Raw genomic sequence first — 25,789 nt, 5'->3', positions numbered from 1 at the left:
TCGGCGGGGCTTCTGGCTCGTATCCTCATCATCAGACGCCCAGCCTGGGCGCTCGTCGCGTCGTTCCGGCACCATGGAATATGACCCGACAGGATGAACAGTGCCGGAGGTGAAGCCGTGCCCCTCTCCGAGCACGAGCAGCGGCTGCTCGAACAGATCGAGCGCGCTCTCTACGCCGAGGACCCGAAGTTCGCGTCGACCGTACGTGGTGGACGGTTGCGCAAGCCGACGCGCCGCCGCCGCCTCCAGGGCGTGGCGCTGTTCGTCGTCGGACTCGTGCTGCTCGTCGTCGGCGTCGCCGTGCAGCAGCTGTGGCTGGGCAGCTTCCCGGTTGTCAGCGTGATCGGGTTCCTCATGATGCTCGGAGGAGCCGTACTCGCCGTCACCTCGGTGGGCGCGAACGGCCAGGCCGCACCCGCGAAGAACGCCGAGCCGGACAAGAACCGCTTCACCGGCCGGATGGAAGAGCGCTTCCGCCGCCGCTTCGAGCAGGAATAGCCGCCTCACGCATCCCACAGACTCCGCACATCCCGTTCCGGTATGTGCGGAGTCTGTCGTCGCGTCGGCAGGCCGGCGCCGCGTTGTCAGCGGGTGGTGACGGCCTCGGAGCCGGCGCCCGCACCGGCACGGTTCTGGGACCGGCGTTCCCGCACCCGTTGCACCACCGAACGGGGCAGCAACCGGCCGCGCAGTGACAGCCCGCTCCGTGCCGCGATCCCGGCCGCCACGGCGCGCACCGGCTCGTCGAGTTCGCCCGACCGGGGGTGGGTTCCGCCGTACCAGCTCGCCTCGACCGCGCCGATGACCTGGCGCAGCGCCTGCTGCGCTTCCGGCTCGAGGTGGTGTTCGCGCACCAGACGGCGGGCGGCGGCGCGGACGGTGTCGCTCGGCGGGCACTCGGCACCGCGGTCGGTCGACTCCGCCAGTAGCTCCTCCCAGCCCGCGCCCGCGGCATCGGCGCCGCCACGCGCCACCGCGGCGAGACGGCGCCTGCGATCGCGGATCCGCATCGTGGCCGGCACCAGTGCGACGACGATCGCCACGAGTGCGGCGGCGAACGGCCACAGCGGGATGTCGATTCCCGGCGACGCGATCGATGGCGCGGCCTGTGGCTCCGTCGGCTCTGGCGAGGTGGGCTCGGGGTCGGCCTGGTCGTCGCCGGACTGCGGCTCGGGCGTCACCGGCTCCTCGGCCTGCGCGCTCTCCTGGCCCGCCTGCTCGGCCTCGGCCTCCTCGACGTAGGGCGGGTCGATCCGGCGGCCGTCGGTGAGCGGGGTGGGGTCGAAGGCGGTCCAGCCGATGCGTGGGAACCACGCCTCCACCCATGCGTGCGCGTCGGCGGTGGTGATCGTGCGGTGGTCACCCTGGTCCACGCCCGCCGTGAATCCGACGGCGACCCGTGACGGCACGCCGACCATCCGCAGCATCACGGCCATCGCCGAGGCGAACTGTTCGCAGTAGCCGGTCTTGCCGGCCGTCAGGAACTCGACGAGCGCGTCGTCGCCGGAGCCGGGCGCGGTCTGGAGGCTGTAGGTGAACTGCGAGCCGGGCCCCGCGAACCAGTTCTGGATGGCGAACACGCGGTCGAACCCGGGCCCGGCGCTGCCGATGACCTCCTGCGCGATCTGGCCGACGCGTGGGTCCACCCCGGTGGTGTCGAGGTACTCGAGGCCCACGCCGTCGATGCCCTGTGCCGCACGCAGGTCCTGCATCGCCGGGGTGGGGAGGATCGCGCGCTGCCGCCAGCCGTCCTCCTGGCGGGGACGCCCCGTGTAGCCGGTGCCGCTGGCCGCGTCGTACAGCCACTGCGTCTCGGGCAGATCGGCGACGTCGATGGGCTCGCCGTAGAGCGGGAGCCAGTAGTCGCGGTAGGCATCGTTGGTGATCCGGACGTCGACGAACTCGCCCGGCACGTCCGGCTGCTGCTGCACCGGACCGGGTAGCGGGATCCCCGGTGCCGGCCGGGTGGCCTCCCACCCCCTGTCCGCGACGAACTGGCGCAGAGTCAGGGCGCGCAGGTACGTGGGGCGGGTGAGGCCGCGCACCTCGAACAGCTCGGACGGGGTGGTCTGCTCGAGCTGGCCGCGCAGCGCCGTGAACGGAGTGAGGCCGATCGAGCCGGCCGCCCCGCCCCCGCCGCCGCCCGCGAACCGCCCGGCCGTGCCGATGAACGGCGTGATGACGCCGACGCCGAGCGCCACGACGACGGCACCGGCGACGAGCGCTGTGCCGCCGGTGAGCTGGCTGTGCAACCCGCCCGCGGCGACCAGGAGGACGCCGAACCCCGCCGCCGCGCCCGCCATCGCCCACCACGGGAGGAGCTGGTCGGCCAGCGCCGCGGGTACCGCGAAGACCGCGAGCAGCGGCACGCCCGCCGCGGCGGGGGCTCCGGCGCTGACGGCGGCGACGTGCACGCCGATCGTGAGCAGCCCGAACGCGACCGTGGTGAGGAAGAGGATCTCCGGGGTGGCCGCTACGGGCGCCGTGCTGGTGTCGATCTGCTGGCCCGCGCCCGCGACGAGCGCGCCGAAGTGCCCGAACGCCGCGGGGCCCGGCAGGAAACCGAGCAGCGCGCCGTCGGCGAAGAAGATCGTGACGACGACGAGCACCGCCGCGGACTGGCCGATCACGGTGACGACCGCGCCGAAGCGGTGCAGCAGCAGGGCGACGGCGACCACGACCACGACGGCCACGAGCGCGTAGCCGAACCAGGAGCCTCCCTGGACGACGGCGGTGACCGGCCCGCCGGCCAGCAGCACCGCCAGCCCGGCCGCGAGCGTGGCGACCCACGGGACGCGACGGGCCGGGGCGTCGGACGGGGCCGGTTTCGCCGCGGACGGACTCGCGGTGGGCGTCGCCGGTGCCGGGTCGGGGGCGGGTGGACGCTGGCGGGGCACCTGCGCGGTCGTTCGCCTGCCGGGCGGCGGAGGCCCTGGATCCCGGCGCGGCGGTGGGGTGGCCGATCGCGTCATCGTCGCCCCGAGAAGGCGGGTGCCGCGCCTGCCACCAGCTGGTCCCACACCTGGGCGGGCGTCATCGCCGCGGTGGCCACCGCGACGTGCCAGCCGGCGCGCCGCAGCGCGGAGGAGCTCTCGGCGGCGCTGCTGCGGCCGCCCGCCGGATCCCAGGTGGCGGTGTCGCAGAGCACGGCGTGGCCCCCGGCCGGGTGCCGCGAGCACAGCGCCTCGATCTGGCCCGGGGCGACCGCGCCCAGCACGGCGAGCACCTCGGCACCCGCCGTGAGCTCCGGCCCCGCGAGGTCGCCGCGGGCGGACGGGCGGAGGCCGGCGAGCGCGTCGAGCAGCTGCTCGCGGCCGGACGCCGAGCCCGGCGGGGTGAGCTCGACGCCGTCCTCGGCGACGAGGGTGACGGGCTCGCCACGGGCGAAGAGGTGCATGCACACGCTGGCCGCGAAGCTGACGGCGAACTCGAGGCTCGAGTCGGCGCCCCGCCCGCGATGGGCGGCGTCGCGGCGGTCCAGCAGCAGGGTCATCCCGCCACGCCACGGCCGCTCCTCGAGCCGCACCATCAGCTCGTCGTGCCGGGCGCTGCTGCGCCAGTGCACCCGGCGCAGCTCGTCGCCCTGCCGGTAGGGGCGGACCAGCACGTCGGTGGTGCCCTGGCCCTGGTGGTTGAGTGCCGCGCCCGCCGTGCCCTCGCCCGCGCCCAGCGCGGGCGGCACTCCGCGCAGCGCGACGACCCGGGGGAGGACGACCAGCCGCTGCGGCCCGGCGAGCTCCTGGTCGAACTCGGCGAGGCCGAGCGGGTCGGTGGCGGTGCCGGTGAGCGGGCCGACCCGGTGCACGCCCCGCAGCACGGGCCGCAGGGGATAGGTCAGTGTGGCGGTGCCGCGGCTGGAGAGCCGATGCACCGTGAAGCGCGGTGGGGCGTCGGCCTGCGGGCCCGCGGCGTCGGGTGCGGCGTCGACCAGCCGCAGCGCCCCGAGCAGCGGGCCGCCCTCGAGCCGCAGCTCGACGTCGACGGGCGAGCCGACCGGCCCTCGCGGTGGTTCCAGGGCGCGCTCGACCCGGACCGTGCGGCGGGTGCGGGATGCGAGCAGCAGGGCGAGCAGCGGCAGTAGCGCGACGAACACGCCGACGCGCAGCAGGTCGCGCTCGTCGAGGATGACGGCGCACACGGTGGTGGCGCCACCGCCCGCGAGCAGGCAGCGCCCGCGGGTGGTGAGGCCGGAGAATCGGCTGCCGGGCGCCACCCTCAGCTGCCCCGGGGCGCCGGTACCGGGTGGCGGCCGAGCAGGCTGCGGACGATGTCGACGGCGGAGCGGCGGGAGGCCAGCGCGTCGGGGGTGAGCAGCAGCCGGTGGGCCAGTACCGGTACCGCAACGGCCTGCACGTCGTCGGGCACCACGAAGCCGCGGCCGGCGAGCGCGGCCTGCGCCCTCGCCGCTCGCACGAGCTGCAGCGTGGCCCTTGGGGACGCGCCGAGCCGCACGTCGGGGATGCGGCGGGTGGTGCCGACCAGCTCCACGCAGTACTGGCGCACCTCGGGGCTGACCCGGACCCGGCGGACGGCGTCGATCACCATGCGCACCCGACGGGCGTCGGTGACCGGGCGCAGCATGTCGAGCGGTTCGGCCGCGCTGTGCTCCTCGACCATGGCGAGCTCGGCCGCGAGGTCGGGGTAGCCGACGCTGACGCGCGCGGTGAAGCGGTCGCGCTGGGCCTCGGGGAGCGGGTAGGTGCCGTCCATCTCGATCGGGTTCTGCGTCGCAACGACCATGAACGGGCTGGCGAGCGCGTAGGTGGCGCCGTCGACGGTGACCTGGTGCTCCGCCATGCACTCCAGCAGCGCCGACTGCGTCTTGGGGGACGCGCGGTTGATCTCGTCGGCGATCACGATGTTGGCGAAGACGGGGCCGGGGCGGAACTCGAACTCCGACGTCTGCCGGTTGAAGACCGACAGGCCGGTGATGTCGCCCGGAAGCAGGTCAGGGGTGAACTGCACGCGGCTGACCGAGCAGTCGATGGAGCGGGCGAGCGCCTTTGCAAGTGAGGTCTTGCCGACGCCCGGCACGTCCTCCACGAGCAGGTGGCCCTCCGCGAGGAGCGCGACCAGCGCCACGCGCACCACGTCCGGCTTGCCGACGATGACCCGCTGCACGTTGCCGGCGACCCGGCCACACAGGTCCGCCACATCACCAAGCCCGGCACCGGTGTCGCCGTCGAGCCCGGGGCGGCTGCTCGTGGCGGTCACGACTGCGCCTCCGGTGACCTCGCAAGCTCGGTCACGCGACCTCCTCCGTGGTCATTCAGCGTCCCGTGGGGGCGAGACGCGCGTCCAGTCTGTCAAACCGCTGCTCGTACCTCCCTCCGATGGGGTACGGCAGAGTTTCCCCACTCTGCCCCACCACGTCCGTCGATGCGCTCTCCGTGCGCCGTACGGGGGGCGGAATGCGGGCAGTTGCAGGGTCGATCGGGCGTCCGGTCGGGTCTGATGCTCACCGTCCGTGTCTGTCAGCCGTCGCGCGAGCGGGTGGTCCCCCACCTTGCCCCACCGGCTCTGACCAGGGATTTTCCGCCTTCTTTCCCGATCGCCGAGCGGTTGTCGGAGTTGACGGTGGGGCGAAGTGGGGTAATGTGGTGATCGCTGGGGCACAACGGGGCCGCAGGTGGAGGTGGGGCCGGTGTTTCTCGGCACCTACACCCCGAAGCTGGACGACAAGGGGCGGCTCACGTTGCCCGCGAGATTCCGCGACGAGCTGCGAGGCGGGCTGATGATCACGAAGGGGCAGGACCACTGCCTGTACGTGTTCACGCGAGACGCCTTCACCGAGCTCGCGCAGAAGGTGGCGTCGGCTCCGCTGACCAGCGAGTCGGCCCGCGTCTTCCAGCGCAACCTCTTCTCCGGCACCGACGAGCAGAACCCCGACTCCCAGGGGCGCATCGCCATCACCCCCGAGCTGCGCCGGTACGCCGGGCTGACGAAGGAGTGCGTGGTGATCGGCGCGTTCACCCGCGCCGAGATCTGGGACGCCGAGGCCTGGCAGACGTACCAGGAACAGCACGAGGACACCTATGCCAAGGCTCAGGAGGAGGTGCTCCCCGGATTGATCTGAGAGCACGAGGCGTACGCGGGTGACATCGAACCCGGCGGTGCCCCCACCCGGTAGCCCTGGCGCACCTTCCCCGGTGCCAGGTCTGCCGGGTGGAGGCATCACGGGATTGACGGGGCCGGTAGCCAGCGCGGGGGCAATCGCGGGGGCGGCGACACGGGGCAGGGAGGTGTGCGGTGGGGCAGCACAACCACGAGGGCGGGCCAGCTGGGGCCAGGCACGTCCCCGTGGCCCTGCCCCGGGTCGCCGAACTGCTGCGCCCCGCGCTCGCCGACCGGCCGGCCGTCCTCGTCGACGCCACCCTCGGTCTCGGTGGGCACGCCGCGGCGCTGCTCGCCGAGCATCCCCGGCTCACGCTGGTGGGGCTCGACCGCGACCCGGAGGCGCTCGCGATGGCCGGGCGCAGGCTCGCGGCCCACGCCGACCGGATCCACCTCGTGCACGCCGTGTACGACCGCATCGCCGACGTGCTCGGGGAACTGGGGCTTCCCCGGGTCGACGGCGTGCTGTTCGACCTCGGTGTCTCGTCACTGCAACTCGACGCGGAGGAGCGCGGCTTCTCCTACTCACGCGACGCCGACCTCGACATGCGGATGGACCCGACCACGGGTCCCACCGCGGCCGAGGTCCTCAACTCCTACTCGGTGCCCGAACTGGCCCGGGTGCTGCGCGAATACGGCGAGGAGCGCTTCGCCGGCCGGATTGCGGCCGCCGTCGCGCGCAGGCGGGCCAAGGCGCCGCTGCAGCGCAGCAGCGAGCTCGTCGAGCTGCTCTACGACGTGGTCCCCGCCGCGTCCCGGCGAACCGGCGGTCACCCCGCGAAGCGCACGTTCCAGGCGTTGCGGATCGAGGTCAACGGCGAGCTGGACGCGCTGCGTGCCGCGTTGCCCGCCGCCGTCGACGCGCTCGCCGTCGGCGGGCGGATCGTCGTGCTCGCCTACCACTCGCTGGAGGACCGCATGGTCAAGCGGGAGCTCGCGGCGGGCGCGTCGTCCCGCACGCCGGTGGACCTCCCGGTCGAGCTGCCGGGGCACGGGCCGGAGCTGCGCCTGCTCACCAGAGGTGCCGAGCAGGCGACCGAGGAAGAGATCAGGGAGAACCCGCGGGCGGCGCCGGTCCGCCTGCGTGCCGCCGAGCGCATCCGGGAGGCGGCGTGACGGTCCAGCAGGAAGTGGTGGTGGTGGTGTCATGAGTGCTCCGGTCACCGAGCGCGGGCGCACCGCCGTCCGTGGCCGCACCGCGGCCATCCCGGCGCAGCGGGGCTTCGCCGACGACACCGTCGTCGCCCCGTCGGCCGCGCCCGTCTCCGATCCCGCGGCCGGGGCGGGGCAGTCCACGCGCCGGTCGGCCCAGCAGAAGGCGTACGCGCGCCGTGACGAGCGGGTGCGGCGCGTCGCGGGAGTGCGGACCGCGTCCCCCGCCGGCCGGCCGCAGTTCGTGCTGCTGATCATGGTGCTGCTCGCCGTCGGGCTGGTGGCCACGCTGTGGCTGTCGACGGCTGCGGCCGCCGACTCCTACCGGTTGCAGGACGCCACCGCGGAGGCGCGGGTGCTGAGCGAGCAGGCCGAGCGGCTCAAGCAGGAGGTCGCCGTGCTCGCCTCGGCGCCCGAGCTGGCTCGCCGCGCAGGCGAGCTGGGCATGGTGCCGGTGCGGGATCCGGCGCGACTCGTCGTGGCCCCCGACGGGAACGTCGAGGTCGTCGGGCAGCCGCGGGCGGCGGTCGCCCCGCCGCCACCGGCCCCACCCGCGCCGCCCGAGGGCGCGCAGCCGCCCGCTGAAGGCGGCACGGAGGGGGCGGAGCCGGGCGGCACGACACCCGGCGAGGCGGCCCGCGACGAGTCGACACCCGACGAGGCGGCCCGCGACGAGCCGACACCCGACGAGGCCGCCCGCGACGAGACGACCCGCGACGGCACGGCGCAGCTGGCGGCTCCGGAGCCGGAGGAGGAAGGCACGCCCGAGGTGGACGGCGGCGAGCCGACTCGGGACCGGGCCGGCCAGACCGCCGGGACGGGCACAGGGGCCCGCGCGGGCGGCGGCGGGACGGACGCGGGCTGATGCCGTCGGCCCCGCCCCGGCCAAGGGCCGCCGGTGCGGCGGCACGTCATGCACCGTCCCCGAGGCCGTCCGCGCCTCGCCGCTCGCCCGACCAGGCGGCGCTGGGTGCCCGCAGGCTCCGGATCGGCCGCGTGCTGCTCGTGGTGGTGCTGGCGATCGCGACGCTCAAGCTCGTGGTCGTCCAGACCGTGGAAGCGGGTGAGCTGCGCGCCGCGTCGCAACGCCAGTCGACCACGAACATCCGGCTGCCCGCCGAGCGCGGCGCGATCCTCGACCGCACCGGCGAGCCCCTCGCGTTCAGCGTGGACGCGCGCGCCCTCGTCACCAACCCGCGGATGATCGCCCAGACCCGCGGCGCCGACGCCCCCCGCTACACCGCGGAGATGGCAGCCGCGATCGCGCAGGCCACCGGGCAGGACCAGAACGAGCTCGCGGGCCTGCTCACGAGCGACCGCGGCTACGTCGTGCTCGCCAAGCTCGTCACCCCCGACGTCGCGCGCACCCTGCGGGAGCGGTTCCCCGAGATCGCGGAGGAGCGGCGCGAGGACCGGCAGTACCCCGGCGGCACGCTCGCCGCGAACGTCGTCGGCGCCGCCACCTGGAACACCGACGAGCGCAAGCTCACCGGCCGCGTGGGACTCGAGAGCTCCCAGGACAACCTGCTCGCCGGCTTCGAGGGGCTGCGCGTCGTCGACACGGCCGAGGACTCGAACGCCGTGATCCCGGGCAGCACCCGGTTCGAGCGGGCCGCGGTGCAGGGCTCGGACCTGCAGCTCACCCTCGACTCCGACCTGCAGTACACCGTGCAGCAGGCGCTTTCGGACTACGTGCAGCGCACGGAGGCGAAGACCACGTCATCCGCCGTGGTGCTCGACGCGCACACCGCCGAGGTGCTGGCCATGGCGAACGGCCAGACGTTCGACCCGCGGGACCTGTCCACGGCGGCGCCGGGGCAGCTGGGCAACACCGCCGTGCAGGACACGTTCGAGCCCGGGTCGGTGAACAAGGTCATCACGATGGCCGCGGCGCTGGAGTACGGCGTCGCAACGCCGAACGACGTCCTCACGGTGCCGGGCAGCATCCGCGTCGCCGACCGCACGATCCGGGACTCGTGGGACCACGGCACCGAGCAGTACACGCTCACCGGGGTGCTGGCGAAGTCGTCGAACGTCGGCACGATCATGACGGCGCAGCGGGTGGGGGAGGAGCGCTTCGCCGACATGCTCGCCCGCTTCGGCCTCGGCCAGCGCACCGGTGTGGGCCTGCCGGGCGAGGAGCCAGGCCAGGTGCCGCCGCGGGAGTCGTGGTCCGGGTCGACGTTCGGGAACCTGCCGATCGGGCAGGGCCTCACGGTCACGACGCTGCAGCTGGCCGGGATCCTGCAGACGGTCGCCAACGACGGGATGCGCGTGCCACCGCGGATCGTCGAGAGCACCACGGGGCCGGACGGCGTACGGGTCACGCCGCCCTCGCCCGGGCCGGTGCGGGTGATCACGCCCGAGACCGCCGCCACGCTGCGGACGATGCTCACCGCCGTCACCCAGGACACGCACGGCCAGCGCGGCACCGGCTACCAGGCCGCAGTGCCCGGGTACGTCGTGGCCGGGAAGACGGGCACCGCGCAGCAGGTGGACCCGGCGTGCGGTTGCTACTCCAGGTCGCTGCACTGGATCAACTTCGCGGGCATGCTGCCTGCAGAGAACCCGCGCTACGTGATCGCGATCATGCTCGACGCCCCGAAGCCGGGCACGAGCGCGGCGCCGCTGTTCCACGACATCGGCACCTACCTCGCCCAGCGGGAGCGGCTGCCGGTGAGCGGCCAGCAGCCCCCGGTGCAGGTCCTGCAGCTGCCCTAGCGACCCGCCCTCCGGTGGTCGAGTAGCGCCGGCCCGCGAGGGCCGGCGCGTATCGAGACCACCTCCACCTGCAGGATGGTGGTCTCGATACGGGACGGCGCCGGGGCGCCGTCCCTACTCGACCACCGGAGGGCTGGGGCGCCGGCCCTGCTCGACCACCGGGTGTGGCCACGCTCTGTGATCGTTTCCGCCGACGGACGCGCGAGGCCCGCCGTCCGGCGCGCGGAGGGGTGACGCACGGGCGGTGCGCGCAGGGGCGCCGGGTGGCGCGCCGGTAGCCTTCCGCGACGTGTCGCCCGCGCACGAAGCTCCCCCCGCCCCGGCCGGCGCACCGCCGCGTCCGCGGGTGGTGCGCCCGGTGCCGCTCGACCAGCTCGGCGCCGCCGTCGGGGTGTCGGCCAGGGGCGCGGCGACCGTCACCGGTGTCACGTTGCGGGCCTCCGACGCGCGCCACGGTGACCTGTTCGCGGCACTTCCCGGTTCGCGCGCGCACGGGGCCGACTACGCGGCCGTGGCGATCGCGGCGGGCGCGGTGGCCGTGCTGACCGACCAGGAGGGGGCCCGGCGTCCCGCGCTGGCCGGCGTCCCGCTGCTGGTGCACCCGCGGCCGCGGGATGTGCTCGGCGCAGTGGCCGCGCTCGTCAATAGCGACCCGACGGCGCAGCTGCGCGTGCTCGGCGTCACCGGCACCAGCGGCAAGACCACCACTGCACACCTGCTCGAGGCGGGACTCGCGGCCGCGGGCCGCACCGCGGGGCTGGTCGGCACCGTCGGCACGCGGATCGACGGCCGCCGCCTGCCCACGGCGCTCACCACCCCCGAGGCGCCGGACCTGCAGGCCCTCTTCGCCGTGATGGCCGAGGACGGCGTCACCGACGTGGCGATGGAGGTCTCCAGCCACGCGCTCGCGATGGGCCGCGTGGCCGGCACCCACTTCGCCGTCGCGGCCTTCACCAACCTGTCGCAGGACCACCTGGACTTCCACCGCGACATGGAGGACTACTTCGAGACCAAGGCGGCGCTCTTCGACGGGCGCGCCGAGCGGGCGGTCGTGTGCGTCGACGACGAGTGGGGCAAGCGGCTCGCCGCCCGCACGCCCGGCGCGATCACCGTGTCCACCACGGGGCAGGCGTCATGGCGCGCCGTCGACGCGCGCACCGGCCCGGACGGCACCCAGTCGTTCACCGCGCTCGCCCCCGACGGCGAGCGGCTCACCGTGCGGCTGCAGCTGCCCGGCGTGTTCAACGTGGCGAACGCCGCGGTGGCGCTCGCGTGTCTCGACGCCGTGGGGGTGCCCGCCGCCGTCGCCGCAGCGGGTTTCGCCGACGTGGCGGTGCCAGGGCGGGTGCAGCGCATCGAGGAGGGGCAGCCGTTCCTCGCGATCGTCGACTACGCCCACAAGCCGGGAGCCGTCGCGGCGCTGCTCGATGCACTGCGCCCGCAGGTGGATGGCAGGCTGATCGTCGTGCTCGGCTGCGGCGGTGACCGCGACCGCGGCAAGCGCCCGCTGATGGGCGCCGCGGCCGCGGCACGCGCGGAGCTGCTGATCGTCACGGACGACAACCCGCGCACCGAGGACCCCGCCGAGATCCGCGCGGCGATGCTCGCGGGAGCGGAGGCCGAGCCCCGCGCGGGCGACCTGATGGAGATCGGCGACCGGCGTGCCGCGATCGCTGCCGCCGTGGCGTGTGCGAAGCCGGGAGACGCCGTCGTCGTTGCGGGTAAGGGACACGAGACGGGCCAGGAGGTCATGGGCGTCAAGCACCCCTTCGACGACGCAGCGGAGCTTGCCGTGGCGCTGCAGGGCACGCGGTAACGGGCCGCGTGCACCCGGATGATCGGATACGCTCGATGAGCAGGACGAGAGCATGATCGAGATGCGGCTGGCCGACGTCGCCGCCGTCACCGGTGGACGCCTCCACCGGGCTTCAGGGGACGAGCGGGTGACCGCCGTCGAGTTCGACTCGCGCGCGATCGGGCCGGGCGGTCTGTTCGTCGCCCTGCCGGGCGAGCGGGCCGACGGGCACGCCTACGCCGCGGCCGCGATGGCGGCAGGGGCCGCGGGCGTGCTCGCAGGGCGCGAGGTCGACGCGCCCGCGGTCATCGCGCAGCCGGTGGCGCGCCAGACCGGCACCTACCTCGACGAGTCCGACCACGACGGCGCCGGTGCCGCCGTGCTGACCGCGCTCGCGGCGCTGGCCGGGCACGCGGTGCGGGCGTCGCCGGCAACGGTCGTCGGGGTCACCGGCAGCTCCGGCAAGACCTCCACGAAGGACCTGCTGGCCGCGGTGCTCGCCCCGCTCGGACCCACCGTCGCGCCGCCCGGGTCGTTCAACAACGAGCTCGGCCTGCCCTGGACGGCGCTGCGCGCCGGCGCAGGCACCCGCCACCTCGTGCTCGAGTTCTCCGCCCGCGGGGTCGGCCACATCGCACGGCTCGCCGCGGCGGTCCCGCCCCGGATCGGGGTGGTGCTCAACGTCGGGCGCGCGCACGTCGGCGAGTTCGGCTCGGTGGAGGCGATCGCGCGGGCCAAGGGCGAGCTGGTGGAGGCCCTTCCGACGGACGGGGTCGCCGTGCTGGGCGCCGACGATCCGCTCGTGGCCGCGATGGCCGGCCGCACGGCGGCCCGGGTCGTGACCTTCGGTTGCGGCGGCGCCGCCCATGTCCGTGCCGAGGACGTGCGGCTCGACCGCGGACGGGCCCGCTTCACGCTCGTGACGCCCGCCGGCCGCGCCCCCGTGGCGCTGCGGCTCGTCGGCGAGCACCACGTCGGCAACGCGCTCGCAGCCGCGGCGGTCGCACTGGAGGTCGGCGGCACGCCGGATGGCATCGCCGCGGCCCTGAGCGCCGCTGTGCCCGCGTCGAAGTGGCGGATGGAGGTCACCGACCGCGAGGACGGCCTCACGGTCGTCAACGACGCCTACAACTCCAACCCCGAGTCGATGCGCGCCGCGCTCGCCGCCCTCGCCGCGCTCGGCGAGGGCAGCAGACGGACGTGGGCGGTGCTCGGCACGATGGCAGAGCAGGGCGACACGACCGCCGCCGCCCACGCCGAGATCGCCGCGCTGGCGCGCACCCTCGGCATCGACCGGCTCGTCGCCGTCGGCACCGCCGACTACCCGGGAGCCCGAAGAACGGCGGACGTGGACGAGGCGGTAGAGCTCCTGCGGTCAGAGGCCGGGCCCGGCGACGTCGTGCTCGTGAAGGCGTCCCGGGCGGCCGGGCTGGAACGCGTGGCCGAAGGGCTGCTGCGGACACCGGGACCGGTGCCCCGGTGAGAGGTGTCTTCATCGCCGCGGGCGTGGCGCTCGCGGTCTCGATCCTGCTGACGCCCTACCTGATCCGCTTCTTCTCCCAGCAGGGATTCGGGCAGGAGATCCGGGCCGAGGGCCCGCAGAGCCACCAGGCCAAGCGGGGCACGCCCACGATGGGCGGGGTCGCGATCCTGCTCGCGATCTGGCTGGGCTACATCGCCTCGCACGTGCTGACCGGCGAGCCGATCACGGCGTCGGCGCTGCTGGTGCTGTTCCTGACCACGGCGCTGGGGATCGTCGGCTTCCTCGACGACTTCATCAAGCTGCGCAGGGCCCGCAACCTGGGCCTGAACAAGACCTCCAAGACCGTCGGCCAGGTCCTCACGGCCACGATCTTCGGCATCCTCGCGCTGCGGTTCGCCAACGCCGACGGGCTCGCGCCCGCCTCGGACAGCCTCTCGTTCGTCCGCGACATCACCGTGCTGTCGTTCGGCGCCATCGGCTTCGTGCTGCTGGCCAACCTCATCATCGCCGGGTGGTCGAACGCGGTGAACTTCACCGACGGGCTCGACGGGCTCGCGGCGGGCACCGGCGCGATCGTGCTGGCCACGTACACGATCATCGGGTTCTGGCAGTTCCGCAACAACTGCGCGATCGCCAGCGCGGCGGGCTGCTACCAGGTGCGCGACCCGCTCGACGTCGCCCTCGTCGCGGCCGCGGCGATGGGCGGCTGCATCGGGTTCCTCTGGTGGAACGCCGCGCCCGCCCGCATCTTCATGGGCGACACCGGCTCCCTGGCCATCGGCGGGCTGATCGCCGGCCTGTCGATCGTCACGCGCACGGAGCTCCTGCTGGTGGTGATCGGCGGCGTGTTCGTGGTGGAGGTGCTGTCGGTAGCCGTGCAGATCGCGGTGTTCCGCACCACCCGCCGCCGCGTGTTCCGGATGGCGCCCTTCCACCACCACTTCGAGCTCGCCGGGTGGGCCGAAACCACGGTGATCATCCGGTTCTGGCTGCTCGCGGCCATGTGCGCGGCCCTCGGCCTCGGCCTCTTCTACCAGGAGTGGCTCACGGCCGCGGGCGGCGGCTGACCGGGTCGTGAGTGGATACGACGGCTATAGCACGCTTATCCACTCACGACCTTCCCTACGACAGCCTTCTCGATGGCCGACAACCGCTGGGGTGTGACCGCGAATGACTCCCGACGACCTGTCCGGCGCCCGGGTCCTCGTGGCCGGGGCCGGGGTGTCGGGGCTCGCGGCCGCTGCGGCGCTCGTCGAGCTCGGGGCGCGGGTCACCGTCACAGACGCCCGGCCCGCGGCACTCACCGACCTTCCGCCCGGCGCCGAGGCGGGCGGCGACCCGGACGGCGTGCCCGCCGGCACCGCGCTCGTCGTCACATCTCCGGGCCGCCGCCCCGACCACCCGCTCGTCGCGGCGGCCGCGGCGGCGGGCGCGCCGCTGGTGGGGGAACCGGAGCTGGCCTGGTGGCTCGGGCAGGCGCTGCGGAACCCGCCGGTGTGGCTCGCGGTCACCGGCACGAACGGCAAGACCACCGCCACCGGCATGCTGGCCGCGATCCTGCGCGCCGCCGGCCGCGACGCCGTGGCCTGCGGCAACATCGGCTATCCGGTGGTGGAGGCGGTGCGCGCCGGCCACGAGGTGCTGGCCGTCGAGCTCTCGAGTTTCCAGCTGCACTGGTCGCCGTCGATCCGCCCGCTCGCCGGGTGCGTGCTCAACGTGGCCGACGACCACCTCGACTGGCACGGCTCGTTCGCCGCGTACGCCGCCGCGAAGGCCTTGGCGCTGCGGGCGGACGTGGCCGTCGCCGGGGTGGACGACCCCGCGGCCGCCGCCCTGCTCGTCCAGTCGCCCGCACCCCGGCGGGTCGGCGTCACCCTCGGCGCGCCGGGGCCCGACCAACTCGGTGTCGTCGACGGCATGCTCGTGGACCGCGCCTTCGATGGTGGGCCGCTCACCGAGGTCGCCACGGTGCACCCGCCCGGCGCGCCGGGCATCGTCGACGCGCTCGCCGCCGCGGCACTCGCCAGGGCCGCCGGTGTCGGCCCGGACGCCGTCAGGGCAGGCCTGGACGACTTCCGGCCCGGCCCGCACCGTGGCGGCGTCGTCGCGACGGTCGGTGGCGTCCGCTACGTCGACGACTCCAAGGCCACCAACCCGCACGCCGCCGCCGCGTCGCTCGCCGTGCAGGCCCCCGCGCCGGTCGTGTGGATCGTCGGCGGGCTGCTCAAGGGCGCATCCGTGGACGACCTCGTCGCGCGGCACGCACGCGGGCTCCGCGCCGCCGTCGTGATCGGCAGCGACCGCGCCGAGATCCTCGCCGCCCTCGCGCGACACGCGCCCGACCTCCCCGTCGCCGAGGTCGTGCCGGGCGACGATGCGTCCATGTCGGATCCCACGCCGTCGACCGACGTCATGACGACCGCCGTCCGGCGGGCCGCCGCGCTGGCCCGGCCCGGCGACGTCGTCCTGCTCGCCCCGGCCGCGGCCTCCATGGACCAGTTCGCCGACTACGCGGATCGCGGTGTGCGGTTCGCGGAAGCAGCGGCCGGGCTGGGAGCGCCGTGACCGTGCCGTGGCCGCGAGCAGGCGAACGGACGTCCGGAGGCGAGCGCTCCCGGTCGGTGCGCACGGCGACGAAGGGTGCGACGAAGGCCGCTTCGACGAGGACGACGAAGGGTGCGGCCGCCAGGATCGCGGTGCGCCCCAACGGGATGCGCGTCGCGATCGGTCGCACCGCAGCGGCCCTCGGCCAGTGGCTGCGCCGCCCGCTCACATCGCTGCACCTCGTTCTCGGCGTGTTCGGCCTGCTCACGCTGTTCGGGCTGGTCATGGTGTTGTCGGCGTCGTCGGTGCAGTCGCTCACCGCGGACGGCTCGTCCTACTCGGTGTTCACCCGGCAGCTGATGTTCTGCGTGCCCGGCCTGCTGATGTTCTGGCTCGGGCTGCGGGTCTCCCCGCGCAGGTTGCGGTCGCTGGCCCCCGCCGCGCTCGTACTCGGCGCGCTGGCGCTGGTGACGGTGCTGTTCGTCGGTGAGACCCGCAACGGGTCGCGCGCCTGGTTCACGTTCGGGACGTTCTCGGTGCAGCCGTCGGAGGCGGTGAAGGTGGCGCTCACCCTGTGGGGTGCCCACGTGCTCGTCGCGCGCCGGGCCGTCATGCACCGCTGGAAGTACGCGCTGTCGCCGGTCGTGCCGGTCACTGTCGTGCTGCTCACGCTGCTGGTGCTGCAGCCCGACCTCGGCATGACGATCTCGCTCGGCATCGTGCTCGTCGCGCTGCTCTACTTCGGCGGCGCCCCGATGCGGCTGATCCTCGCCCTCTCCAGCGGCGCGGTCGCCGGGGCCGTCGCGCTCGCGCTCACCGCCGAGTACCGGATGAGCCGCATCACGGCGTTCCTCTCCCCGGAGAGCGCGGACCCGCAGCAGGCCGGGTTCCAGGCCCGCCAGGCGCTGTACTCGCTCGCCGACGGCGGGCTGTTCGGGCAGGGGCTCGGGCAGGGCCGGGCCAAGTGGAGCTACCTGCCCAACGCCCACAACGACTTCATCTTCGCGATCGTGGCCGAGGAGCTCGGCTTCATCGGCGCGTTCGCCGTGCTCGCGCTGTTCGCCACGCTCGCCTACACCGGGATCCGGATCGCCGCACGCAGCGCCGACCCGTGGCTGAGCCTGGTCGTGGCGACGTCGACGACGTGGCTCGTGGCGCAGGCCGCCATCAACATCGGGTACGTCGTCGGGCTGCTCCCGGTGACCGGGTTGCAGCTCCCGCTGATCTCCTCTGGAGGTACGTCCCTCGTGGTCACCATGTTCGTCTTCGGGGTGCTCGCGAACGCGGCGCGGCACGAACCGGAGGCCATCGCGGCGCTGAAGCAGCACGGCCAGGGCCGCGTCGCCCGGCTGCTGCGGCTGCCGCTGCCCGAGCCGTACCGGGCGCCGGTCCAGCGGGGGCGGGTGCGATGACCGGCCCGTCGATAGTGGTCGCGGGTGGGGGGAGCGGCGGGCACATCGAGCCCGCGCTCGCGTTCGCCGACGCCGTGCGCGCGCTGCGGCCGGACGCGCGCATCACCGCGCTGGGCACCGAGAAGGGCCTGGACACCACGCTCATCCCGGCCCGCGGTTACCCGCTCGAGCTGATCCCGCCGGTGCCGCTGCCGCGCAAGCCGAGTGCCGACCTGCTGCGACTGCCGGGCAAGGTCCGCAGGGCGGTCACACGGGTGCGCGAGGTGCTCACCGGCGTCGGCGCCCAGGCCGTGGTCGGGTTCGGCGGCTACGTCGCGCTGCCCGCCTACCTGGGTGCCCGTGGGCGCGTGCCGATCGTCGTGCACGAGGCGAACGCCCGTGCCGGCCTGGCCAACAAGGTCGGCGCCCGCTTCGCCGACATCGTCGCGGTGGCGGTGCCGGGCAGCGGGCTGCCCGGTGAGCGGGTGGTCGGGATGCCGCTGCGGCGGTCGATCACCGCGCTGGACCGCCCGAGCCTGCGCCCGCAGGCCCGCAAGTTCTTCGGCCTGCAGCCGCACGGACCGGTGCTGCTGGTGTTCGGCGGCTCGCTCGGCGCCCGCACGCTCAACACCGCGGTGGCGGCTGCGCTGCCCGAGCTGCTGCGGGCCGGCATCGCGGTATTGCACGCGCACGGCAAGGGCGGCGAGCCCGCTCCGCCCGCGCGGGGGTACGTCGGCGTGCCGTACATCGAGCGGATGGACCTCGCCTACGCCGCCGCGGACGCCGTGCTCTGCCGGGCGGGCGCGACGACCGTCGCGGAGGTGTCGGCGGTGGGCCTGCCTGCCGTCTACGTGCCGCTGCCGCACGGCAACGGCGAGCAGTCGCTCAACGCCCGGCCGGTGGTCGAAGCCGGTGGCGGCGTGCTCGTCCCGGACGCGGAGCTCACCGGCGAGCGCGTGGTGGCCGAGCTGGTGCCGCTGCTGCGCGACCCGCGCCTGCTGGCCGATGCGGGCGCGGCCGCGCGCTCGTCGGGGCACGCCGACGCGGCTGACACTCTCGCCCGCATGGTTCTGGAACTGGTCGGGGCCGCCCCGGAGCCCGCCACCCAAGTGCTGCCGCCGTGGAGGGATCGATGAGCGAGCCTGCGCGCGAATCAGTGCTCGAGAAGCGCGTACACCTGATCGGGATCGGTGGCGCCGGGATGAGCGGCATCGCGCGGATCCTGCTGGCCAGGGGAACCGCGGTGTCCGGGTCGGACGCGAAGGACTCCCGCACCGTGCTGGCGCTGCGCGCGCTCGGCGCGGACGTCGCCGTCGGGCACGACGCGGCGCACCTGCCGGAGCCGCCCGCAACGGTGGTGGTGTCGTCCGCGATCCGCGAGAGCAACCCGGAGCTCGCCGCCGCCCGCGAGCGCGGCCTGCCGGTCGTGCACCGCGCGCAGGCGCTCGCCGCGCTGACCGAGGGGCGGCGGCTCGCCGCCGTCACCGGCACGGCTGGCAAGACGTCCACCACGTCGATGCTCACCGTCGCGCTGCAGCACTGCGGGCTCGACCCGTCGTTCGCGATCGGCGGCGACCTGGCCGCATCCGGGTCCGGTGCGCACGAGGGCAGCGGCGACGTGTTCGTCGTGGAGGCCGACGAGAGCGACGCGTCGTTCCTCGCGTTCTCGCCCACGGTCGCGGTGGTGACCAACGTGGAGGCCGATCACCTCGACCACTACGGAAGCGCCGAGGCCTACGTCGCCGCGTTCGACGAGTTCCTCGGCCGGATCCTGCCCGGCGGCGTGCTGGTGACCTGCCTGGACGACCCGGGCGCCGCGGCTCTCGCGTCCCGCGCCGAGGCGCGGGGCATCCGGGTGCGCCGCTACGGGCGCGACGCCGTGGCGGACGCGCGGCTCGTCGACTTCCGCCCCGACGGCACCGGCGCCCGGATCGTGCTCCACCACGAGGGCCACGAGCACATCCTGCGGCTCGCCGTACCGGGGGAGCACATGGCGCTCAACGCGCTGGGCGCGCTGCTCGCGGGCGTCGAGCTGGGGGCGGGCGCCGACGCGCTGCTCGCGGGGCTCGCCGCGTTCGACGGTGTGCGGCGGCGGTTCGAGTTCCGCGGCCGGGCCGCGGGCGTTGCGGTGTACGACGACTACGCCCACCACCCGAGCAAGGTCGCGGCCCAGCTGCGGGCCGCGCGCCAGGTGGTCGACGGGCACGGCCGCGTCGTGGTGGCGTTCCAGCCGCACCTCTACTCCCGCACCCGCGACTTCGCCGCCGCGTTCGGCGAGGCGCTCGGGATCGCCGACGAGGTGGTCGTCCTCGACGTCTTCGGCGCTCGGGAGGACCCGCAGCCGGGGGTGAGCGGAGCACTGATCGCCGACGCCGTGCCGCTGCCACGCGACCGTGTGCGGTTCGTGCCCCGCTGGGAGGAGGTGCCCGCCGTCGTGGCCGGGATCGCCACGGCGGGCGACCTCGTCGTCACGATGGGCGCCGGTGACGTCACCGTGCTGGCGCCGGAGATCCTCCTGGAGCTGGAGAAGCGGGAGCCGTGATGGGGCGCCCGGGTCGTGGGCGGGGCGGGAGTGATCGCGGGCGTGATCGCGGCGGTGATCGCGCCGTTGCCGAACGGCCGGTCCCGCGCCCGCCGCGTGAGCCGGAGCGACCCACTCCCCGTCAGGTGTCGAAGGCGCGCTACCGGCGCCGCCGCCTCGCCGCCCTGCTGGTCGGGCTGGTGCTCTTCGTCGGCCTCGGCTTCGGTGTTCGGGTGCTGCTCTACGACGTGGGCCTGTTCGAGGTCGAGGCGGTGGAGGTCACCGGCGTCGCCACGGTGCCGCAGGCCGATGTCATCGCTGCTGCCGCCGTGCCGGCGGGGATCCCGCTCGCCGCAGTCGACACGGAGGCCGTGGCCACGCGCGTGGCGGCACTGCCCCCTGTCGAGTCGGTGTACGTCGGGAGGTCGTGGCCGCACACGGTCACGGTCACGGTCACGGAACGGATTCCGGTGGCGACCGTCTCGACGTCCCAGGGGCCTGCGCTCGTCGACCGTTCCGGCGTCGTGTACCGGGGCGCACCCGCGCCCGGCGTGCCCCGGCTGACGACCACGCCGCGCACCGGCGACCCGGCGACTCTCGCGGCAGTGGCGGTGCTCACGTCCCTTTCCGACTCCCTGCGCGCGCAGGTCGAGACCGCGGGCGCAAGCGTCGTGGCCCCCGGCGCTCCCGGCCAGGTCACGCTGCGCCTCGCCGACGGCAAGGAGATCCGCTGGGGCACGCCGGACCGGGCGGAGGAGAAGGTCGTCGTCCTCGCCGCGCTGCTCACGCAGCCCGGCACGGTCTACGACGTGACGAGCCCGGACCTCCCGACCGTCCGCCGCTGAGGCACTGGTGACCTCCGATGGGAAGCACTAGTCGCACCGGTCGGGTGTCGTCGAGTCGCCCGCTATGGTGACGACCGGCCCCCGCTCGCCCCTTCTCACGGGCCGGAGGGGAAGATCGGCATTGAAGATCGACCCCTTTGGGGGCTGGCGTGCCAGCGGCGCGCCTGCTGGACCGAGACCGGGACGAGACCTAGCGTTCTCCCCCGATGGCCCGGACCCCCGGGGACGGACCCGAGCTTGACTGGAAGGTGCGCCCTTATGACGCCCCCGCACAACTACCTGGCCGTGATAAAGGTCGTCGGCATCGGTGGCGGCGGCGTCAACGCCGTCAACCGCATGATCGAGGTCGGCCTGAAGGGCGTCGAGTTCATCGCGGTGAACACGGACGCGCAGGCCCTCCTGATGTCCGACGCCGACGTCAAGCTCGACATCGGCCGGGAGCTCACCCGCGGCCTCGGTGCCGGCGCCAACCCCGAGGTCGGCCGCAAGGCCGCCGAGGACCACCGCGAGGAGATCGAGGAGGTCCTCAAGGGGGCCGACATGGTCTTCGTCACCGCCGGCGAGGGCGGCGGCACCGGCACCGGCGGCGCACCCGTTGTCGCGTCGATCGCGCGCAAGCTCGGCGCGCTCACGATCGGCGTCGTCACGCGACCGTTCACCTTCGAGGGCCGCCGCAGGGCGGGGCAGGCCGAGGACGGCATCACCTCCCTACGCAACGAGTGCGACACGCTGATCGTCATCCCCAACGACCGGCTGCTGCAGCTGGGCGACGTGGGCGTCTCGCTGATGGACGCGTTCCGCTCTGCCGACGAGGTGCTGCTCTCCGGTGTGCAGGGCATCACGAACCTGATCACGACCCCTGGTCTGATCAACCTCGACTTCGCCGACGTCAAGTCGGTCATGTCCGGGGCGGGCAGCGCCCTGATGGGCATCGGTTCGTCGCGCGGGGAGGGCCGGGCCGTGCAGGCCGCGGGCAAGGCGATCAACTCGCCGCTGCTCGAGGCGTCGATGGACGGCGCGCAAGGTGTGCTGCTGTCCATCGCGGGCGGCTCCGACCTCGGGCTCTTCGAGATCAACGAGGCCGCCTCGCTCGTGCAGGAGGCCGCGCACCCCGAGGCCAACATCATCTTCGGAACGGTGATCGACGACTCGCTCGGCGACGAGGTCCGCGTCACGGTCATCGCCGCGGGCTTCGAGGCGGGCGGGCCCACGCACAAGAAGCTCGAACCCAGCGCGTTCAAGTCGCAGGAGAAGGCCTCGTCCGGCGTGATCGCCGCCGGCGTGAGCGGCACCACGTCGTCCGGGAACGGTGGCGCCCCCGCCGGGGGGAACGGCTCACCGCCGGCGTCCAACCCGGCCAACGCGCCCGCGACCCCGCCGACCTCGGCGCCCGCGGCGAGCACCCCGCAGCCGACCACACCGTCGACCGCCGCCCAGAGCGGCAACGGCGCCGGCTACGGTTCGGCCGCCGCGCAGTCCGCCCCCTACACCAGCGGACGCGCGCCCGTCACGAGCCAGCCGTCGGCCCCGGCCACCCCGAACCAGGCAGGCACCCTCCCGCCTGCCGCCCCTGCCAACGGCGGGTACACCCACTCCCAGCGCCAGCCGGACACCCAGCGCCGCGAGCCCGGGTACGAGCAGCCGGTGCCCGAGCCGCAGCGTCCGCACGTGTCGGAACGCTCCACGGCTCACCTCTACACGCAGCCGGTGGACGTCACGGACCTCGATGACGACGTGGACGTGCCGCCGTTCATGAAGAGGTGAGCCCTCGCGTCCGGCGGGTGGTGAGCACCCGGGCGGGCGGCCGCTCCCGCGGCGACTACGCCTCGTTCAACCTCTCCGCGCTCGTCGGGGACGACCCCGCCGCAGTCGCCGCCAACCGCGAGCGGCTGCGGCGCGAGCTGGGCGTTCCGGTCGTGTTCCTGGAGCAGGTGCACGGCACCCGGGTGGCCACCATCGACACGGTGCCCGCTCCCGACACGCCCGACGTGCCCGCAACGGACGCGGTCGTCACCGCCCTGCCCGGGGTGGGCATTGCCGTGCTGGCGGCCGACTGCGTGCCGGTGCTGCTGGCCGACCCCGGCGCCGGGGTCGTGGGGGCGGCCCACGCCGGACGCTCAGGGGCCGCCGCCGGGATCGTGCCCGCCACCGTCGTCGCCATGGAGGCGCTCGGTGCCCGCCGGAACGCCCTCGAGGTGTTGCTGGGCCCGGCGATCTGCGGCGGCTGCTACGAGGTGCCCGCCGAGATGCGCGCCGAGGTGGACGCGCTGCTGCCCGGCAGCGCCGTGCGCACCCGGCGGGGCACGCCGGGGTTGGACCTGCGCGCCGGCCTCTACCACCAGCTCACCGAGCTGGGCGTGGCCCGCATCGGCGGCGACCCGCGCTGCACGCGCGAGACCCCGGAGCTGTACAGCCACCGCCGCGACCCGCGCAGTGGCCGCCAGGCGGCGATCACCTGGCTCGACCCGAGGTGACACGGGTCTCACAGTGCTGCTGACAGGGCGCCGGCTATCGGTGGGGCCTCCTGGCGGCGCCGCGCAGTGTGCGGGGCCGCCTCTCACGCCTCAAGGGCGCCTCCGGCGTCGCTGCGCGACCCTTGACCCGTGAGCCTCTGCGGCCCCTGGGGCATGCGGTGGGGGCAGGCCGGGGGCCTGCCCCTCTGGGCGCGCGGCGCCGCCAGGAGGCGGGTGGTCGCGGATCTGCCTTGCCTTCGCACACCCGGTCTCGGCTCGCGCACCCCTTGTCGGTCCGCGCGGCTCGTCGACGGGCAGCGTGAACCGAGAACGGGTGCGTGACCTTCGGAGATCACCCCGAGCAGTACCTGAGTGTCGGCTGGCAACCTTGAGGTACTTGTCGCGGCGGTCAGGCGTGCCGTCGCCGCGGTTGTTGGCCTCGTCGGGCGCAAGATCGTCGATTCGGTGCGCTGGCTGCGGGTCGGGCGGCTGTGGGTGCACCGGATCGCCGATCTTGAGGGCTTGGCGGCCTCGTCGTCGGCGTGGTCATCGGATCGGTGCTTGGCCGGCCATATGTGGCCGCGGGGGCACCTATCTGGTGATCTTTGTGGTTGTTGCGGGCCGGTCGGTGCCCATGATCATCGCTTGGGTGCGTGGTCGGCCGTATTTGGCCGGTTTCGTGCCGATGCCTTGATCATGCAGGGAGACCGCCTTCGGTGGCGCCGCGCGCCCTACCGGGCAGGCCTCTGGCGTGCCCGCGTGGTTTGCCCGGAGGGGCGGCCCCGCACGATGCGCGGCGCCACCGAAGGCCCTGAGCTAGGGACTCCACCGAAGGTCCGAGACACGACGAGCGGATGGCGGGTGCCTGAGCAGGGGGGTGCGTTTCCCCCGGCAGGCAGGAGGGTTCGATGGTGCCCGTGGATCGACGTGAGGAGTTCGCGCGGCGGCTCGACGCAGTCCGGAAGCGGATCGACGCGGCGTGTGTCGCCGCCGGTCGCGCGCCGGGCTCGGTCGAGCTTCTCGCCGTGACCAAGACGGTGCCGGCCGAGGACGTCGCGACACTGCTGGACCTCGGGCTCACCGCGTTCGCGGAGAACCGCGTGCAGGAGGCGGAGGCGAAGGCCGCCGCGGTGGCCGAGCTGCGTCCGGAGGCGCGTGCGCGCTGGCATCTCGTCGGGAGCCTGCAGCGGAACAAGGCGAGGTCGGTGGTGCACTGGGCCGATCGGGTGGAGTCGGTGGATTCCATCCGGCTGGCGGACGCTTTGGATGCGGCCGTACGGCGCCACCGGGAGACCGGTGGGCGCACCGATCGGTTACCGATTCTGCTGCAGTACAGCGTCGACGGTGACCCACTGCGAGGAGGCGTGCCCCGGGCGGACCTGATCCGGCTCGCCGAACACGTCGTCTCGTGCGCCGGGCTGCGTCTCGCCGGGCTGATGGCGGTGGCCCCGCTCGGCGCCGATCCGGACGCCGCGTTCGCGGACGTCGCCGCCGCGGCGGCCGCGCTTCGTGATCGGTTTCCGCAGGCCACGGTCCTCTCCGCCGGGATGAGCGCCGATCTGGAGGCCGCGATCCGGCACGGATCGAGCCTCGTGCGTGTCGGAACGGCTCTTGTGGGGGAACGACCGTTAACCTCGCGGTGATCGTCGGTCGCTGGGGCAGCGACCGGCCGTCGGCAGTCGATGATGGGAGCGCGGATGGGCGCGATGTACCGGCTCAAGGCCTACTTCGGCATGGTGCCCGCCGAGGAGCTGGGCGAGTACGCCGACGAACCCCTTGCCGACCGCTACCCGGAGCCCCGGCGCTCGTCGCGCGACTACGCGAACGACCGCTGGGACGACCGCTTCACCTACGAGGACGACTCCGACCAGGCCCGGCGCGATCGCTACGACGACGAGTGGGACCGCCGCCCGGCGCGTCCGGTCGTCGCCGACCGGCCGGTGGGCCGTGGTCCCGCCGGCGTCGCCTCCCCGGTTCGCGGAGCGCTCGCCATGGACCCTGACCTGCAGGAACCGCCGCTCCGGTCGGTGAGCTCGGTGCCGACCGCCGTGCCCGAGCAGCGCGAGCGTCCCGCCACCGGTGCCGCCGCGCTGAGCCGCATCACCACGCTGCAGCCCCGCAGCTACCGGGACGCGCGCACGATCGGCGAGCGGTACCGCAGCGGCGTCCCGGTGATCATGAACCTCACGGAGCTCGAGGCGGCGGAGGCCAAGCGGCTCGTCGACTTCGCGGCCGGCCTCGTGTTCGCCCTGCACGGCGGGTTCGACAAGGTCACCAACCGGGTGTTCTTGCTGACACCCGCCGACGTCGAGGTGTCGGCGGACGACGCGCGGATGCTCGCCCAGCGGAGTGTTTCCGGCGGGGGTACCGACCCCGACCGTGGCTTCCGGGGCGAGTGAGGACAGGGCCCGCGGCTAGGATCGGCGACGTGCCCCTCGTCATCCAGTTCGTCCTCTACTACCTGCTGTTCTTCTTCTGGCTGCTGCTCGTGGGCCGGATCGTGGTGGAGCTCGTGCGCAGTTTCGCGCGCCAGTGGGTGCCGGTGGGTCCCAGTGCCGTCGCTCTCGAGCTGATCTTCACAGCAACCGACCCGCCTGTGAAGTTGTTGCGGAGAGTGATCCCCGTCCTCCGGATCGGCGGCGTTGGACTGGACCTGTCGATTATGGTTCTACTGCTGGTGGTGTTCATACTGATGAACGTTGCCCAGCCGACGCCGTTGTGAGCCCCAGTCACACGGTGCCGCCGCCGAGGACTGCACATGAGGTGATCC

The 25,789-nt window shown here is 74.2% G+C and carries 21 protein-coding genes; 18 read left to right on the top strand and 3 right to left on the bottom strand.

Translation table 11 applies throughout. The annotated features are described in order from the left end of the window. The first annotated feature begins 117 nt into the window (after positions 1-117). Positions 118-498, top strand: coding sequence for a DUF3040 domain-containing protein (locus K1T35_RS30345; RefSeq protein WP_220255218.1), 381 nt, complete (start codon positions 118-120; stop codon positions 496-498). 86 nt (positions 499-584) lie between these two features. Here K1T35_RS30345 and K1T35_RS30340 read toward each other — a convergent pair whose 3' ends face one another. The 3 genes from K1T35_RS30340 to K1T35_RS30330 form a co-directional block, all read right to left on the bottom strand. Continuing rightward, complete coding sequence (locus tag K1T35_RS30340; protein ID WP_220255217.1) at positions 585-2,897, bottom strand: transglutaminaseTgpA domain-containing protein; 2,313 nt, start codon at positions 2,895-2,897, stop codon at positions 585-587. A 71-nt stretch (positions 2,898-2,968) separates the two neighbouring features. Continuing rightward, complete coding sequence (locus tag K1T35_RS30335) at positions 2,969-4,213, bottom strand: DUF58 domain-containing protein (RefSeq protein WP_220255216.1); 1,245 nt, start codon at positions 4,211-4,213, stop codon at positions 2,969-2,971. Between the two features lie 2 nt (positions 4,214-4,215). Continuing rightward, positions 4,216-5,214, bottom strand: coding sequence for a MoxR family ATPase (locus K1T35_RS30330; RefSeq protein ID WP_220255215.1), 999 nt, complete (start codon positions 5,212-5,214; stop codon positions 4,216-4,218). A gap of 430 nt (positions 5,215-5,644) precedes the next feature. Between K1T35_RS30330 and mraZ the strand changes: the two genes are divergently transcribed. The 17 genes from mraZ (at position 5,645) to K1T35_RS30245 (ending at position 25,741) form a co-directional block, all read left to right on the top strand. Continuing rightward, complete coding sequence (mraZ, locus tag K1T35_RS30325) at positions 5,645-6,076, top strand: division/cell wall cluster transcriptional repressor MraZ (RefSeq protein WP_220255214.1); 432 nt, start codon at positions 5,645-5,647, stop codon at positions 6,074-6,076. 173 nt (positions 6,077-6,249) lie between these two features. Beyond that, complete coding sequence (gene rsmH, locus K1T35_RS30320) at positions 6,250-7,230, top strand: 16S rRNA (cytosine(1402)-N(4))-methyltransferase RsmH (protein WP_220255213.1); 981 nt, start codon at positions 6,250-6,252, stop codon at positions 7,228-7,230. A 31-nt stretch (positions 7,231-7,261) separates the two neighbouring features. Further along, the gene (locus tag K1T35_RS30315; RefSeq protein WP_220255212.1) at positions 7,262-8,131 is read left to right on the top strand and encodes a hypothetical protein; all 870 of its coding nucleotides are present in this window, start codon (positions 7,262-7,264) and stop codon (positions 8,129-8,131) included. Then, positions 8,131-9,987 (top strand): penicillin-binding protein 2, encoded by a 1,857-nt coding sequence (locus tag K1T35_RS30310; RefSeq protein ID WP_220255211.1) that lies wholly within the window; start codon positions 8,131-8,133, stop codon positions 9,985-9,987. The genes K1T35_RS30315 and K1T35_RS30310 overlap by 1 nt, the downstream gene beginning before the upstream one ends. Positions 9,988-10,276: 289 nt before the next feature. Next, on the top strand, positions 10,277-11,803 hold the full coding sequence (locus tag K1T35_RS30305; RefSeq protein ID WP_370645161.1) for a UDP-N-acetylmuramoyl-L-alanyl-D-glutamate--2,6-diaminopimelate ligase: 1,527 nt from the start codon (positions 10,277-10,279) through the stop codon (positions 11,801-11,803). Positions 11,804-11,855: 52 nt separating this feature from the next. Next, the gene (gene murF / locus K1T35_RS30300; RefSeq protein ID WP_220255210.1) at positions 11,856-13,265 is read left to right on the top strand and encodes a UDP-N-acetylmuramoyl-tripeptide--D-alanyl-D-alanine ligase; all 1,410 of its coding nucleotides are present in this window, start codon (positions 11,856-11,858) and stop codon (positions 13,263-13,265) included. Then, positions 13,262-14,332 (top strand): phospho-N-acetylmuramoyl-pentapeptide-transferase, encoded by a 1,071-nt coding sequence (mraY, locus tag K1T35_RS30295; protein ID WP_220255209.1) that lies wholly within the window; start codon positions 13,262-13,264, stop codon positions 14,330-14,332. The genes murF and mraY overlap by 4 nt, the downstream gene beginning before the upstream one ends. A gap of 103 nt (positions 14,333-14,435) precedes the next feature. Beyond that, the gene (gene murD / locus K1T35_RS30290) at positions 14,436-15,830 is read left to right on the top strand and encodes a UDP-N-acetylmuramoyl-L-alanine--D-glutamate ligase (RefSeq protein ID WP_220255208.1); all 1,395 of its coding nucleotides are present in this window, start codon (positions 14,436-14,438) and stop codon (positions 15,828-15,830) included. Next, complete coding sequence (gene ftsW, locus K1T35_RS30285) at positions 15,827-17,221, top strand: putative lipid II flippase FtsW (protein WP_255620905.1); 1,395 nt, start codon at positions 15,827-15,829, stop codon at positions 17,219-17,221. The genes murD and ftsW overlap by 4 nt, the downstream gene beginning before the upstream one ends. Further along, on the top strand, positions 17,218-18,336 hold the full coding sequence (gene murG / locus K1T35_RS30280) for an undecaprenyldiphospho-muramoylpentapeptide beta-N-acetylglucosaminyltransferase (RefSeq protein WP_220255207.1): 1,119 nt from the start codon (positions 17,218-17,220) through the stop codon (positions 18,334-18,336). Before ftsW ends, murG begins: the two co-directional genes overlap by 4 nt. Next, positions 18,333-19,742 carry a UDP-N-acetylmuramate--L-alanine ligase gene (murC, locus tag K1T35_RS30275; protein WP_220255206.1) on the top strand — a complete coding sequence of 470 codons (1,410 nt, stop codon included), beginning with the start codon at positions 18,333-18,335 and terminating at the stop codon, positions 19,740-19,742. The genes murG and murC overlap by 4 nt, the downstream gene beginning before the upstream one ends. Before the next feature lie 125 nt (positions 19,743-19,867). Beyond that, positions 19,868-20,566 carry a cell division protein FtsQ/DivIB gene (locus tag K1T35_RS30270; protein WP_220255205.1) on the top strand — a complete coding sequence of 233 codons (699 nt, stop codon included), beginning with the start codon at positions 19,868-19,870 and terminating at the stop codon, positions 20,564-20,566. Positions 20,567-20,824: 258 nt separating this feature from the next. After that, on the top strand, positions 20,825-22,330 hold the full coding sequence (ftsZ, locus tag K1T35_RS30265) for a cell division protein FtsZ (RefSeq protein WP_220255204.1): 1,506 nt from the start codon (positions 20,825-20,827) through the stop codon (positions 22,328-22,330). Positions 22,331-22,347: 17 nt separating this feature from the next. Continuing rightward, positions 22,348-23,040 (top strand): peptidoglycan editing factor PgeF, encoded by a 693-nt coding sequence (gene pgeF, locus K1T35_RS30260; protein ID WP_220255203.1) that lies wholly within the window; start codon positions 22,348-22,350, stop codon positions 23,038-23,040. Between the two features lie 887 nt (positions 23,041-23,927). Further along, positions 23,928-24,662 (top strand): YggS family pyridoxal phosphate-dependent enzyme, encoded by a 735-nt coding sequence (locus K1T35_RS30255; protein WP_220255202.1) that lies wholly within the window; start codon positions 23,928-23,930, stop codon positions 24,660-24,662. A 54-nt stretch (positions 24,663-24,716) separates the two neighbouring features. Beyond that, a complete protein-coding gene (locus tag K1T35_RS30250; protein ID WP_220255201.1) occupies positions 24,717-25,418 on the top strand; it encodes a cell division protein SepF in 702 nt (233 codons plus the stop codon). A gap of 29 nt (positions 25,419-25,447) precedes the next feature. Further along, a complete protein-coding gene (locus tag K1T35_RS30245) occupies positions 25,448-25,741 on the top strand; it encodes a YggT family protein (protein WP_220255200.1) in 294 nt (97 codons plus the stop codon). Positions 25,742-25,789: the final 48 nt, after the last annotated feature.

Origin of the sequence: Pseudonocardia sp. DSM 110487, from assembly GCF_019468565.1 — a bacterium.
GTDB lineage: Bacteria > Actinomycetota > Actinomycetes > Mycobacteriales > Pseudonocardiaceae > Pseudonocardia.
This window is presented reverse-complemented; position numbering and strand designations above follow the sequence as displayed.

Excerpts from the sequence above, each read along its gene's own strand:
- K1T35_RS30315 (WP_220255212.1), top strand. The coding sequence starts at position 7,262 with ATGAGTGCTCCGGTCACCGAGCGCGGGCGCACCGCCGTCCGTGGCCGC.
- K1T35_RS30310 (WP_220255211.1), top strand. The coding sequence starts at position 8,131 with ATGCCGTCGGCCCCGCCCCGGCCAAGGGCCGCCGGTGCGGCGGCACGT.
- murF (WP_220255210.1), top strand. The coding sequence starts at position 11,856 with ATGATCGAGATGCGGCTGGCCGACGTCGCCGCCGTCACCGGTGGACGC.
- murD (WP_220255208.1), top strand. The coding sequence starts at position 14,436 with ATGACTCCCGACGACCTGTCCGGCGCCCGGGTCCTCGTGGCCGGGGCC.
- murG (WP_220255207.1), top strand. The coding sequence starts at position 17,218 with ATGACCGGCCCGTCGATAGTGGTCGCGGGTGGGGGGAGCGGCGGGCAC.
- murC (WP_220255206.1), top strand. The coding sequence starts at position 18,333 with ATGAGCGAGCCTGCGCGCGAATCAGTGCTCGAGAAGCGCGTACACCTG.
- ftsZ (WP_220255204.1), top strand. The coding sequence starts at position 20,825 with ATGACGCCCCCGCACAACTACCTGGCCGTGATAAAGGTCGTCGGCATC.
- K1T35_RS30255 (WP_220255202.1), top strand. The coding sequence starts at position 23,928 with ATGGTGCCCGTGGATCGACGTGAGGAGTTCGCGCGGCGGCTCGACGCA.
- K1T35_RS30250 (WP_220255201.1), top strand. The coding sequence starts at position 24,717 with ATGGGCGCGATGTACCGGCTCAAGGCCTACTTCGGCATGGTGCCCGCC.